A 13345-nucleotide genomic window follows, 5' to 3' on the forward strand; every position below is an offset into this window, starting at 1 on the left:
ACCCTTGACAAGCAGTGAATTCGGTCGCGTAGATGAGGCTAACAACGTCTACTTGATAGACGGTGGCCAAGAGCGCATCGTCGGTCAATATCCAAATGTCCCCGCAGAGGATGCGCTGAGCTATTTCACGCGAAAATTTGACGACCTAGCGGCCCAAGTCCGAACCCTAGAGCAGCGACTAGCCTCCGGAATCACAGATGCCAAAAGCTTGAAAACCACTCGTGAACACCTGAAGGCCGAGCTAGTTGAGCCAAAGGCAGTCGGAAATGTTCAGAACTTGCGTGATCGTGTCGAGGCAGTGACTGGGCTAATTGATGCCACCAGCGCCAAGGCCAACGAAGAGCGAGCTGCAGCAAATCAGCTTGCAATGGTTGCCAAAGAAGAAATCGCCACCAGAGCAGAGGCCCTAGTAGCCAACCTCGGAGGCATCAATTGGAAAAAGTCTGCCGTCGAAATGACCGAGTTGTTTGAGCGTTGGCAAAAGCTTCAAAAGGAAGGCCCGAAGGTTCCGAAGGCTAAGACCGATCCGATTTGGAAGCGATTCTCCCAGGCCCGCGCTAAATTCGAACAGGGACGCCGTGCCTTTTTCTCCAATTTGGATGGCGCGTTTAAGGAAGCTAAAGCCGAGAAGACATCCCTTGTAGAAAGTGCAAAGGCTCTACTAGCCAAGGGTGCTGGAGCAACGGACCAATACAAAAAGCTCCAAAATCAATGGAAATTGGCCGGCAAGGCCGGGAAAGCAGAAGAGGCGCTGTGGAAAGAGTTCCGTGCCGCGGGCGACGCTATCTTTGCTGCCAAAAAAGCTGAGGATGCCGAGATTGAGACAAGTCAGAAGGCGAACCTTGAAAAGAAGAGCGCTCTGAACCTCGAGATTGAAGCGCTGAACTTTGATGACCTTGAGTCAGCTAAGAAAACTTTGGGCAATATCCAAGCGCGCTGGGAAAAAATCGGACACATCCCGCGTGACCAGGTCAGGAAAATAGAAGATCCACTAAGAAAAGCAGAGAAGAAGATTGCTGATGCTGCTGCTGACGCATGGCGACGATCCGATCCGGCTGCAAAAGCACGCTCGAATTCCTTGGTTTCGCAACTCGAGGATGCGATTGCCGGGCTTGAGAAGAGCCTCGAGCTTGCTAAACCTGAGAAGAAAAAGGAAATTGAAGAGCAGATAACCGCCCGCAAGGCTTGGCTGCTAGCTGCATCTCAGGCTGTTGATTAGCCTTAGTTGCTTTTGACCCGATAGACGTCGTAAACGGCTTCTACTCTCCGGACTTGGTTTAGAACGTGATCCAGATGTGATGGGTCCGCCATCTCAAAAATAAACTTGCTAATCGCTACTCTGTCCTTACCGGTTGAAACCGACGCGTTGAGGATGTTTACATGACTTTCGGTCAACACTCGCGTTACATCACTTAGCAGGCCGGAGCGATCCAGGGCCTCAATCTGAATCTGAACCATGAACACTCCCCTGGCTTCATCGGCCCAGGAAACTTCAACAAGTCTCTCTTTTGCAAGAGATTGAACGTTTTTACAGTCCATCCGGTGCACCGAAACTCCCTCGCCGCGAGTAATGAATCCGGTAATTTCATCTCCAGGCACCGGGGTGCAGCATCTAGCCATCTTCGACATGACATCTGGGTCCCCTTTGACCAGCACTCCCTGAGATTCGTTTCTTCTTTGACGCAGAGACTTAGGAACCTGTATCGGCAGCTCCTCGGTAATAGCCTCTGGCGCTAGGCCTTCAAGTTGCTTAAGTCGGTCAATCACGGTGCTGACAGTTAGCTGACCCTGTCCTATCGCGTTGAATAAGGCTGGAACCCCGACGAGGCCATGCTCTTCGGCGAGCTTTGTAAGCGAATCAGAGGACATAAGCGATTGAACAGGAAGACCTTTTCTCCTGAGCCCTCGAGCCAATGCCTCTTTTCCGTCCTCCGTAGCAATTTCCTTGCGCTCCTGCGCAAACCAATGCTTTATCTTCGCGCGGGCCCCCGGAGAAGCCACGAAGTTCAACCAATCCTTGCTCGGTCCGGCGGACTCTGACCGCGAAGTCAATACCTCCACGGAATCTCCGGCCTGCAGTTTGCTCTCAAGTGGCACCAATCGACTGTTAACCTTCGCGCCGATGGTCTTATGTCCTACCTCTGTGTGAACCGCATACGCGAAGTCCACTGGCGTCGATCCGGCTGCCAGCCCGACGACCTTCCCCTTTGGCGTGAAGACGTAGAGCTCTTTGGCACCAATTTCAAATCGCAAATTATCAAGGAACTCGCCGGGATCAGCGGTCTCCTCTTGCCAATCGGAGAGTTGCTTCATCCAGGCGAAGTCGACCTCCTTTTCGCTCTTTCCTGACTGAGCCTTGTACTTCCAGTGGGCTGCGACACCAAACTCGGCACGCTGGTGCATCTCCAGCGTTCGTATCTGTATCTCCACTGCCCTACCGTCTGGGCCGACAACTGTCGTGTGCAGCGACTGATAAAGATTGAACTTCGGCATCGCAATGTAGTCCTTGAACCTGCCCGGTAACGGCGACCAGCGGGCGTGTATGGCACCCAGGGCGGCATAGCAGTCTTTTACGCTTGCCACTATAACCCTCACGCCCACGAGGTCGTAGATGTCGTCGAACTCCCTTCCGCGCAACACCATCTTCTGGTAAATCGAGTAGTACTGCTTAGGGCGTCCATCTATCTTTGATTTAACCTTGCCGTTTCGCAGTTCAAAGGAGATTTCGTCTATTACGTTCTGCGTGTAGTCGGACCTCAGGGGGTTTCTTTGACCAACCAGAGAGACAATCTCTTCGTACACCTTCGGGTAGAGGACGCTAAAGCTGATGTCCTCGAGCTCAACTTTCATCGTTGAAATACCCAAACGGTGAGCTAGTGGCGCGTAGATTTCCAGTGTTTCCTGGGCCTTCTTCCGTGCCGACTCGGGACTAACGAAACCCCAAGTTCTTGCATTGTGAAGTCGGTCCGCGAGCTTGATGACAAGAACCCTCACGTCCTTGCTCATGGCGACCACCATCTTGCGCATGGTTTCAGACTGCGCGCTGTCTCCGAACTTGACCTTGTCCAGTTTCGTGACTCCATCGACCAATAGAGCCACTTCGGGACCAAAGTCCTTCTCAAGGGCCTCTATGGAGTAGTCAGTGTCCTCTACGGTGTCGTGCAGTAACGCTGCAGCAATTGTTGCCGGGCCAGAGCCAAGGTCAGCGAGGATCCTGCCTACCGCAAGCGGGTGGGTTATGTACTCTTCTCCACTTTTTCTCAGCTGGCCGGTGTGGTACTTCTCGGCGTACTGGAAAGCCTTGTCGATCACAATCAGGTCGGCTTTGGGGTGGTTTGATTTGACTACACGAATGAGAGAAGCCAAGTCGGTGCCGTAAGAAGTCGAAGACTTCGTAAATATTTTAGGCAGACGTGAGCGAAGGGAACTGCTCTTCGCATCTGTCATGTTTCCATCCTCTTTTGAATGGACTCAAGTCTACGCGCGGCTTGCGAATACTTTGTCTGCAGCTTTCTTCAAAGTCGGCTCAGATTCGCGCAGATGAGCATAAATCGGGGCCGCCAGGAAGATGGATGAGTAGGTTCCGACAATAGTTCCAACAAACAGCGCCAAGGCGATGTCCCTAAGGGTTCCGGCACCCAGCAACAAAGACCCGACAAACAGGATTGAAGCCACTGGTAGGACGGCGACAACCGATGTATTGATCGATCGAATCAGTGTTTGGTTAACCGCGAGGTTTACCATCTCGCCAAATGTACGAGTTTCTGAGTACTCAACTTCTAGCGTATTTTCGCGAACCTTATCGAACACGACGACCGTGTCATAAAGCGAGTAGGCCAAAATTGTAAGGAATCCAATCACCGCAGCTGGCGTCACCTCAAAACCAACAGCGGCATAAATTCCGGCAGTAAGAATCAAGTCGTGGGCAAGAGCGAGGACCGCAGCTACCGACATTTTCCAGCTTCTGAAGTAAACGGCTATCAAAAGAGACACCAGTATTAGGAATACGACAAGCCCCATCAGGGCTTGATTGGTAACATCTGCGCCCCAGTTGGGGCCAATGAAGCTGGATGCTACAGCGGCATCCTCTATACCGTATGCCGCGGCGAGAGCCACACGAGCTCGCTCTGACTCTACGTCGACGAGCTGCTCGGTCTGAATACGAATGTCGGCAAGCCCAACGTCAGTTACGTTGACTTGAGAACCCGGGGAGATTTCGGATATTACATCTACCGCAAGCTGGTGGGGTAACTCTTGAGAGTTCGTGAGCCTAAATTCAGAACCCCCACGGAACTCAATTCCAAAGTTGAACCCGCCACGCGCGATAGGCAACAACAGTGCCAAAATGACGGCCACAGCTCCGATGATGTACCAGGTTTTCCTTCGGGCTACAAAATTAAAGCTTCGCTCACCGGAGTAAAGCTGGTTTCCGAAATCTCTTGCCCTACTCATCTTGATCTCCCTGACCCGCCAAAGCTTTTCGCTCAGCAATTGTCTGTCGTTTTTGTGCTTCCTTTGAAGACTTTTCGGCCTTGCCTCCGGCTAGCGACTTGGCCACCCTAAATTCACCGCGGCCCTTATAGGAAACCTCTCTAGCCGAAAGGTCGAATCCGGAGAAACGGTGACCCGAGGCGAAGAACTTGTTTCTAGCCAATAGCTGCACGAGTGGATGTGTAAACATGGTCACTACCAAGAGGTCGATCAAAGTGGTGAGGCCCAGAGTAAAGGCGAAGCCTCTTACCGAAGAGCTTGTTAGCAGGTAAAGAACTACCGCTGCAGTGAAGCTAACGGCATCCGAGATAAGAATGGTACGAATTGCTCGCTTCCAACCGGCTTCAACGGCACTTTCAAGATTCCGACCGTCTCGAAGCTCATCCCTAATTCTTTCAAAGTAGACAATGAACGAGTCAGCAGTGATACCAATAGCTACGATCAGACCAGCTACCCCGGCAAGTGAGAGCCTGTAGCCCTGCCTCCAAGACAGGAACGCAATTGCTAGATAGACCAATAGCGCTGCCACGATCAAAGAACCGAGAACTACAGTTGCTAGACCTCTGTACTGGAAGGCCATGTAGATAATCACAAAGATAAGACCGATGAGTCCTGCTAGCAGTCCTGAACGCAGAGACTCCGAACCAAGAGTCGCGGAAATGTTCTCCTGTGACTGAACTTCAAAGCCAATGGGGAGGGCACCATACTTCAGTTGATCAGCCAGTACAGTTGCGGATTCTTGAGTGAATGATCCCGTTATCTGTGCTTGACCGTTGGTGATAACCGCATTCGTCGATGGAGCTGTAATCACCAAGCCGTCCAGAGTGATCGCAAATTGATTCGCTGGGCTCTGAAGCCCGAACAGCCTCGAAGTCACCAAACCAAAGGCGTCGGTGCCCGTTCCATTGAACTCCAAGTTGACTGCCCAAGTGTTAGTGCTTGCACCAGTTTGGGTGGTAACTGTTCCGGCACTAGCGTCGGAAATGTTAGCGCCCTGTACTTCCACGGGACCAAGAATGTACTTGTACAGCGACGATTCGTCGCAAGTCACAAGTCCCACAGTCGGATCATCCACTTGTCCGGGGGCCCTAAAGGGCGAAGTGCAGTCTAGGTTTTCAAATTGCGCCTGAAGCCGTTCAGTTATCCAGGCAGTGTCGCTGGCATTGACTGGCGTAGTAGAGGTTGTGTCACTGAAAGTTTCTAGGTCCACTGGCAATGCGCCCTCGGCTGCAGGTGTAGAAACACCCTGAACAATGACGGGCCTGAACTCGAGCAGCGCACTGGCCTTAATCAGCTGAAGAGTCGTCGGATCTGGAGTTCCGGGGATTGCAACAACAATGTTTTGATTCCCTTGAATTGAAACCTGTGCTTCTCCAACACCGGATCCGTCGATTCTCTGTCGAATAATCGTGACGGCTTGGGTTAGCTGCTCGGAACTCGCCTCATCACCCTCGGCAATCGTTGGAGTCAGAATAATTTGCGTACCGCCCTGAAGGTCAAGACCCAACTCGGGGGCGAAGGCCGCTCCAGGTTGAACCGTAGCTACGCCCCAAATCATAAGCCCAACGAAAAAGACTGCAATGCCTGTGAGCCATGAGAGCTTTCGTCTCGAGGTTCTCGTAGTGGTATTCTCGGCCAAAGCTAGTTCTCCTCAGAGGTCTGGATTGCTCGCACTGCCTGCTTCAGCACTTTGAGTTTCGTGCCTGGCGTGGTCTCAATCTCTAGGTCATCTTCGCCTATGGCGATAACCGTGCCTTTGATGCCTGCATGAAGGATGACGTTGGAGCCCACTTGGAGAGTCTGAACCAAGTTCGCTGCGTCACGCTTACGTTTTCTGTTCTGATTTACCAGCAACAGAATCATGGCGGCAAGGACCGCTAATAGTATTAAATCCAAGGTATTCCTAACCGATTGGTACCCCGAAATTATAGGGCTTAGATGAAAAACCTGCTCTACTGAATCCCTAAATGCGTTAAACCGTGACTTGTTATCTCTCTGCCGCGCGGTGTTCGTTGCAATAAACCGGCTCTAATCAAGAAGGGTTCGATCACCGCTTCGATGGTCTCGGGCTCTTCGCCTAGCGCGACAGCAAGGGTTGAAAGGCCAACCGGCTTGGCGCTAAATTTAGTAGCCAACATCGTCAAAAGAGTTCGATCCACTCGATCTAGGCCTAATTTGTCAACCTCAAAAAGCGCCATGGCATCCAAGGCAATCCCGTAGTCAATAACACTGTGTTCATTGACACTGGCGAAATCTCGCACTCGCCTAAGTAGGCGATTTGCTATGCGAGGCGTGCCCCTGGACCGGGTGCTCAGTAAATCAAGCGCCTCGGCCTCAAGGTTGATGCCAAGTTTTAGCGATGAAGCTTCTAGCACTCGTGCAATTTCGTGAGCCTCGTAATACTCGAGGAAAGCCGTGAAACCGAAACGGTCTCGAAGTGGAGTGGGTAGCATTCCGCTTCTAGTAGTTGCGCCAATGAGTGTAAACGGCTCGATGTCAAGAGAAATTGACGCAGCTCCCGGGCCCTTGCCAACCATCACGTCAACTCGAAAATCCTCCATTGCGAGGTACAGCATCTCTTCGGCACTTCTGGACATTCGGTGGATTTCGTCGATAAACAGTACGTCGCCAGCCTCTAGAGCGGAGAGTATTGATGCCAGATCCCCCGAGGACTGAATTGCTGGGCCGCTCGTTAGCTTGAGTGTTCGCTCTGCTTCGTGGGCAACGATCATGGCAAGCGTGGTTTTTCCGAGGCCAGGAGGACCTGCCAACAAAATATGATCGGCGGTCCTCCCCCCAAGCTTTGCCGCCTTGATCACTAGAGAAATCTGACTGACAACCTTGTCTTGGCCTACGAACTCTCTTAGAACTTTGGGCCTCAAGGCTGCTTCTAGCGCCCGCTCCTCTGGTGCGGAATCCATCATGAGATCAACTTAGAACGGCCAAGTTCAGCTAGTGCCTGCTTGAGTAACGCGGATTCGGATAGTGACTGGTCGAGGCTTGATAGAAGCTTTCTGGATGCGAGTTCGTCTCCACCCAGTTGAAGCATCGCCTGCAGCACGTTCTCATTAACTCTGACGCTGGAGGAAAGACCAACCTTGCCGCTCAGGGTAATCAAAACAAGTTTTGCAGTCTTTGGCCCAATTCCCGGTATCGCCCGGAAGGCATTTTCGTCCTGGGAATTGATGGCATTCACTAATAGCTCGCCGGTTAGCCCAGACAGCGTGGTCATTGCTAGTTTGGGCCCAATCCCATTTACCCCGCAGAGCAAGTCAAATAATTCGGCCTCTTGGTTTGTTTGAAAGCCAAATAAAGACAGGTCATCCTCTCTGACGACGAGTTTTGTTTGGATCAAGATCTCTTGGCCGAGGGCAAGTTTGGCTGAGTGACGACTGGTTACCTGTATCGAAAAACCGACTCCGGACACAACCAAGGTAAGACGATCTGAGCCCAAGTGGCTGATGGTTCCCTGCAAGCTCGATATCACGTTGCTAACCTAATCTGCGGTTGGCACTCTTGGCGGCTGCGACCCACTTCTGTTGGGCATTCGTGCCCAGCCCCTGCGCTCTTTTAGATGCGCAAATCGCCACCGCCAGGGCGTCGGCGACGTCGGCCGGTTTGGGGGTTTCTTGCAAGTTGAGCGTGCGCTTAACCATTTCTGACACCTGCACTTTGTCGGCTCTTCCGCTGCCAGTAACCGCGAGCTTGACCTCGCTTGGCGTAAAGAACTCAAGCGGTATGTCGTGCTTAAAGGCCAAGGCCATAAGTGCGCCCGAGATCTGGGCGACCCCCATCACACTTCTGAGGTTAGCCTGAGCGAAGACTCGCTCTATGGCGATGAGGACTGGCTTGTGGACAGAAATAATCTGGTTCAAAGACTCGGCTATTGAGCCGACACGATCCCGCGGATCCTGGGTTGGTGAGGAGGTGAAGTGACCATAATCGATCGCCTTATTGCCGGTTATGAGGCCGTATCCACAGCGCGTGAGCCCAGGGTCGACTCCGAGAATTAGCTCCACTAGCTCATGGCTTCTAGCTCGGCCATTATGGCTTCTGAAATCTCCATGTTTGTGTATACCTCTTGGACATCGTCCAGCTCCTCTAGCGCTTCTATGAGATCAATGACTTTCTTGGCACTGGCGGCATCCACTTCGACCTTCAAAGAGGAAACAAATTCCACGTCAGCCGATTCGTAATCGATAGTTGACTGCTGGAGGGCAGTTCTGGTTTCCGTCATCTTGCTTGGGTCGCAGGTGAGCAAAAAATTGTCGCCTATTAGCTGTAGGTCTTCGACGCCGTGCTCAATGGTGGCTTCAAGAATTTCATCCTCGCTGTAGGAGCTTGGAACCGAAATAACACCCTTGCGTGCAAATTGGTAGCTAACCGAACCAGGGTCGGCCATGTTTCCGGAATTTTTACCGACCGCTAGCCTGACCTCGGCGGCAGCGCGGTTTTTGTTATCAGTGAGGCATTCAATCATTACAGCTACCCCAGCTGGTCCATAGCCCTCGTAAATAATGTTGTGATATTCAACGCCATCGCCTAATTCGCCCGCGCCACGTTTGACAGCCCGATCAATGTTGTCGCCGGGCAAGGAAAGCTTCTTGGCTTTATAAATGGCCTCGTAGAGCGTCGGGTTTCCTTCAAGGTCAGAGCCGCCTAGGCGCGCAGCGACCTCTATGTTTTTAATAAGTTTCGCAAACAGCTTTGCTCTCTTGGAGTCGTTGGCTGCTTTTTTATGCTTTGTTGTTGCCCATTTAGAGTGACCTGACATAATTCCTCTAAATTACTAGCTTTGATGCTCTTCGACGAGCAAAATGAACAACTTATGCAAATACGTGGCTCCAGTCAGCTCCGGGTGGAAGCTTGCGCCAATTAGATTCTGGAACTTTACGGCAACTGGCTCCTGGTTATGTGTTGCCAAAATCTCGCAGTTACCGGCATCGAGAATCCTCGGGGCTCTAATGAAGGCGACGTTTTCCGTGGTGCCATCCGCGAATGACACTGAGGCTTCAAACGAATTCAGCTGACCGCCATAAGCATTACGTTCTGTCTTGACTGGAAGCCCGGTTATTAGCTGCTGATCTGGAAGAGCTCCGATTACTTCATCAGAAATTAGAATCAGCCCGGCGCAAGTGCCGAGCACTGGCTTTGATTTGGCGAAGTCTCGAACCTGCGGCATTAGATCAAAATTAACAAGAAGCTTCGATATGGTCGTTGACTCTCCCCCAGGGATTATCAACGCATTGACTTTTGATAAATCGCTGTCTGTTCTAACTGCGAGACCTTCTACTCCTAGTTGTTCTAGGAGTAGAAGGTGCTCTCGGCTATCGCCCTGAAGAGCGAGAACGCCTATTCGCAATTACCAGCCACGCTCCGAAAGTCGGTGAGGTGCTGGCAGGTCACTCACGTTTATGCCGACCATCGCTTCACCAAGACCGCGGGAAGCATTTGCGATCACGTCCGCGTCGTTGTAAAAAGTGGTTGCCTTGACAATTGCCGCAGCACGAGCCACTGGGTTACCAGACTTGAATACTCCGGATCCAACGAACACACCGTCTGCACCCATCTGCATCATCATGGCCGCGTCTGCAGGAGTAGCAACTCCTCCGGCTACGAACAGGACTACTGGCAGCTTTCCTTCTCTAGCTACTTGCCTGACAAGGGCGTATGGGGCCTGAAGTTCTTTGGCGGCGACGAATAGTTCGTCATCGCTTCTGGATGATAGAGCTCGGATTTCGCCAAGAATGGTCCTGATGTGCTTGGTGGCTTCCGACACGTCGCCGGTCCCGGCTTCGCCCTTGGACCTGATCATGGCTGCACCCTCGGTGATGCGACGAAGCGCCTCGCCCAAGTTAGTAGCACCACAAACAAATGGGATGTCAAAGTTCCACTTATCAATGTGATTTACGTAATCAGCCGGGCTCAAGACCTCTGATTCGTCGATGAAGTCAACTTTGAGGGACTGAAGAACCTGTGCCTCAACGAAGTGACCGATGCGAACCTTGGCCATGACGGGAATCGACACAGCTGCCCTGATACCGTCGAGCAGGTCTGGATCGCTCATGCGGGCTACGCCACCCTGAGCGCGGATGTCTGCTGGTACACGCTCTAGAGCCATCACGGCTACTGCTCCGGCATCCTGAGCAATGATTGCCTGTTCCGCGTTGACAACGTCCATAATGACGCCACCCTTTAGCATTTCCGCTAATCCAGATTTAACTAAAGGCGTTGATTCTGTCGTGTTATTTGTCATGATCTAATCCTAAACTCCGTCTATCCAGTTGGTAGCAATTGTTTCCCTAACTTCACCGAGAAGTTTTGGAATTGCTTTGGTCTGAGCAATAATCGGAAAAAAGTTGGAATCATTCCGCCAACGAGGAACTATATGTTGATGAAGGTGTTCTGCGATGCCGGCGCCAGCAACTTGACCTTGATTCATGCCGATATTAAAACCGTGAGCCCTCGAGGTCGCTTCAATCGTCGCCATCGCCTGTTGGGTCAAAAGTGCGATCTCGGCGGTCTCCTCAAGGGTGGCCTTGTCATAGGTTGCGACGTGCCTATATGGGCAGACGAGCAAGTGCCCTGCGTTATAAGGGAACAGGTTCAAAAGAACATACGCGGTGACTCCGCGCTTAACTATCAGTCCGTCTTCGTCTGACTTATTTGGCGCATCGCAAAAAACGCAGTCATCGGTTGGGGGCTTCTGCAGGTCCTCAATGTAAACCAAGCGATGTGGAGTCCACAGCCTTTCAAAGCCGTCCTGCATCCCAGTCATGTTGTCTAGGTATTCGCTCATTAGACCTGTTCCTTGTTGCCGATGGCATCTCGAATGAGTTGCCTGGCTTCCTCAAGCGGAATGTCATTGCGCTGATTCCCGTCTCGGAACCTAAAAGCCAAAGTTCCAGCTTCAACATCTCTGGCTCCAGCAAGGATTATGAACGGAACCCTATCAAGGGTGTGGTCTCGTATCTTTTTTTGCATCCGGCTGTCAGAGTGATCGACGTTTATGCGCACTCCCTCCTTCTTCAGCGAACTGGCGAAGATGTCTAGATAATCTGCGAATTCGTCTGCAACGGGTATACACACCGCTTGAACTGGTGCTAGCCATGGTGGAAAGTGACCAGCGTAGTGCTCAGTTAGAACCCCAAAGAATCGCTCGATGGATCCAAATAAGGCCCTGTGAATCATGATCGGCTGATGCCTCGCACCATCTGAGCCAACGTATTCCAAATTGAATCGATCTGGCAGATTAAAGTCCAGCTGAATTGTGCTCATTTGCCAGGTGCGACCGATAGCGTCTCTTGCCTGAACAGATATCTTTGGCCCATAAAAAGCTGCGCCGCCGGGATCTGCAACTAGCTCCAAACCGGAGTCATTTGCCACCTGCTCCAGCGTTTTCGTTGCGGATTCCCAAATGGCATCTTCACCGACAAACTTTGGATTGCCTTCTTCTCTGGTGGATAACTCAAGGTAGAAATCGTTTAGTCCGTAATCGCGAAGAAGATCAAGCACAAACTTCAAAACGCTGGTTAGCTCCTGCTGCAATTGATCTTGGGTGACGAATAAGTGCGCATCGTCCTGCGTCATGCCACGAACTCTCGTGAGGCCATGTAGAACGCCGGACTTCTCGTAGCGATAAACGGATCCAAACTCGAACATGCGAAGCGGTAGTTCTCGGTAGCTTCTGGAACGAGACTTAAAAATCAGAATATGGAATGGGCAGTTCATGGGCTTTAGGTAATAATCAACGCCCTGCTTGCGAACCTCTCCGTCTTCGCCGACCTCGGAGTCCAGCTTCATTGGTGGGAACATCCCATCCGAATACCAGTTTAAATGTCCGCTTTGTTCAAAGAGATTGGACTTAGTTATGTGCGGTGTGTAGACAAACTCATACCCGGCCTCTTCGTGCTTGGCACGTGAGTAGTCCTCCATGACCTTTCGGATGATTCCACCCTTTGGATGAAATACCGCAAGCCCTGATCCGATTTCTTCGGGAAAACTGAATAGGTCAAGCTCCACGCCAAGTTTTCTGTGGTCGCGCTTCGCAGCCTGTTCAATTCTGTCTAGGTGTTCCGTTAGCGCCTCTTTAGTCGCCCAGGCGGTGCCGTAAATTCGTTGGAGTTGCTTATTGTTTTCGTTGCCTCGCCAGTAGGCTGCCGCGCTCCTGGATAAAGAAAAGCTCTTGCCGATTTGTCTCGTGTTTGGCAGGTGAGGCCCTCTGCAAAGATCTCGCCATGCGAAGCTGCCGTCTGGGTTCGTGTTTTCATACACCGATAGCCCACCGGATGAAACCTCAACCGAACCCTCCTGAACATCCTCGGACTTCAGCCCGATTAGTTCTAGCTTGTAGGGCTCGTCAGCCATAAGCCTCTTGGCCTCTTCGTCAGAAACTTCAACGCGAGTAAATCGCTGAGATTTGCCCACTAGTTCCTTCATGCGTTTTTCTACCCGTTTTAGGTCGTCAGGAACGAAAGGTTCCTCAACATCAAAATCGAAATAAAACCCGTCGGTGATATACGGCCCGATGCCAAGCTTTGCGCTCGGAAATAGCTCCTGCACGGCTTGAGCCATGACGTGAGCCGTGGAGTGCCTAAGAATCTCCAGACCCGCTGGAGAGTCAATAAGTATGCCCTCGACTTGATCTTCGGCGGCTACGACATGAGAAAGATCCCTAGCCTCGCCATTCACGTGCATCGCAATGACCTCACGCAGTTCGAAAAGATCAAAACCGGTGGCTCCCTCACTTACTTGGTGAGTCTTCCCTGCTAACAAAATATTCACTTGTACTCCTTTACACGACAAAGTCTACTGACCGAGTTAGGTATGCCTTGCTAGTAATGCCGTAAGCAAC

At 51.7% G+C, this 13345-nt stretch carries 13 protein-coding genes; 1 reads left to right on the plus strand and 12 read right to left on the minus strand.

Annotation, left to right across the window (positions count from 1 at the left end):
* The first annotated feature begins 4 nt into the window (after nucleotides 1-4).
* The gene (locus ABXT50_RS03335) at nucleotides 5-1219 is read left to right on the plus strand and encodes a DUF349 domain-containing protein (RefSeq protein ID WP_415274747.1); all 1215 of its coding nucleotides are present in this window, start codon (nucleotides 5-7) and stop codon (nucleotides 1217-1219) included.
* Between the two features lie 2 nt (nucleotides 1220-1221).
* On the opposite strand, the gene ABXT50_RS03340 is transcribed toward ABXT50_RS03335, so the two are convergent.
* Genes ABXT50_RS03340 through thrS form a run of 12 tightly spaced genes read right to left on the minus strand, consistent with a single transcriptional unit; the run spans nucleotide 1222 to nucleotide 13275 of the window.
* Complete coding sequence (locus tag ABXT50_RS03340; protein ID WP_415274748.1) at nucleotides 1222-3447, minus strand: RelA/SpoT family protein; 2226 nt, start codon at nucleotides 3445-3447, stop codon at nucleotides 1222-1224.
* Between the two features lie 30 nt (nucleotides 3448-3477).
* A complete protein-coding gene (gene secF / locus ABXT50_RS03345) occupies nucleotides 3478-4452 on the minus strand; it encodes a protein translocase subunit SecF (RefSeq protein WP_415274749.1) in 975 nt (324 codons plus the stop codon).
* Nucleotides 4445-6130 (minus strand): protein translocase subunit SecD, encoded by a 1686-nt coding sequence (gene secD, locus ABXT50_RS03350; RefSeq protein ID WP_415274750.1) that lies wholly within the window; start codon nucleotides 6128-6130, stop codon nucleotides 4445-4447. Before secD ends, secF begins: the two co-directional genes overlap by 8 nt.
* Before the next feature lie 2 nt (nucleotides 6131-6132).
* Nucleotides 6133-6387 (minus strand): preprotein translocase subunit YajC, encoded by a 255-nt coding sequence (gene yajC, locus ABXT50_RS03355; protein ID WP_415274751.1) that lies wholly within the window; start codon nucleotides 6385-6387, stop codon nucleotides 6133-6135.
* Nucleotides 6388-6443: 56 nt separating this feature from the next.
* Nucleotides 6444-7415, minus strand: a complete 972-nt coding sequence (ruvB, locus tag ABXT50_RS03360) for a Holliday junction branch migration DNA helicase RuvB (RefSeq protein ID WP_415274752.1) — start codon at nucleotides 7413-7415, stop codon at nucleotides 6444-6446.
* The gene (ruvA, locus tag ABXT50_RS03365; RefSeq protein WP_415274753.1) at nucleotides 7412-7978 is read right to left on the minus strand and encodes a Holliday junction branch migration protein RuvA; all 567 of its coding nucleotides are present in this window, start codon (nucleotides 7976-7978) and stop codon (nucleotides 7412-7414) included. The genes ruvB and ruvA overlap by 4 nt, the downstream gene beginning before the upstream one ends.
* 4 nt (nucleotides 7979-7982) lie before the next feature.
* Entirely contained in the window at nucleotides 7983-8510 is a 528-nt protein-coding gene (ruvC, locus tag ABXT50_RS03370) for a crossover junction endodeoxyribonuclease RuvC (RefSeq protein WP_415274754.1), read from the minus strand.
* The gene (locus tag ABXT50_RS03375; RefSeq protein ID WP_415274755.1) at nucleotides 8510-9265 is read right to left on the minus strand and encodes a YebC/PmpR family DNA-binding transcriptional regulator; all 756 of its coding nucleotides are present in this window, start codon (nucleotides 9263-9265) and stop codon (nucleotides 8510-8512) included. The genes ruvC and ABXT50_RS03375 overlap by 1 nt, the downstream gene beginning before the upstream one ends.
* Nucleotides 9266-9280: 15 nt before the next feature.
* Nucleotides 9281-9853 (minus strand): pyridoxal 5'-phosphate synthase glutaminase subunit PdxT, encoded by a 573-nt coding sequence (gene pdxT, locus ABXT50_RS03380; protein WP_415274756.1) that lies wholly within the window; start codon nucleotides 9851-9853, stop codon nucleotides 9281-9283.
* Nucleotides 9854-10747, minus strand: coding sequence for a pyridoxal 5'-phosphate synthase lyase subunit PdxS (pdxS, locus tag ABXT50_RS03385; RefSeq protein ID WP_415274757.1), 894 nt, complete (start codon nucleotides 10745-10747; stop codon nucleotides 9854-9856).
* A gap of 9 nt (nucleotides 10748-10756) precedes the next feature.
* Nucleotides 10757-11290 (minus strand): HIT family protein, encoded by a 534-nt coding sequence (locus tag ABXT50_RS03390; protein WP_415274758.1) that lies wholly within the window; start codon nucleotides 11288-11290, stop codon nucleotides 10757-10759.
* The gene (thrS, locus tag ABXT50_RS03395; RefSeq protein WP_415274759.1) at nucleotides 11290-13275 is read right to left on the minus strand and encodes a threonine--tRNA ligase; all 1986 of its coding nucleotides are present in this window, start codon (nucleotides 13273-13275) and stop codon (nucleotides 11290-11292) included. Before thrS ends, ABXT50_RS03390 begins: the two co-directional genes overlap by 1 nt.
* Between the last annotated feature and the right edge of the window lie 70 nt (nucleotides 13276-13345).

It is taken from the genome of Aquiluna sp. Uisw_065, assembly GCF_047731275.1.
In the GTDB taxonomy this organism is placed as follows: domain Bacteria; phylum Actinomycetota; class Actinomycetes; order Actinomycetales; family Microbacteriaceae; genus Aquiluna.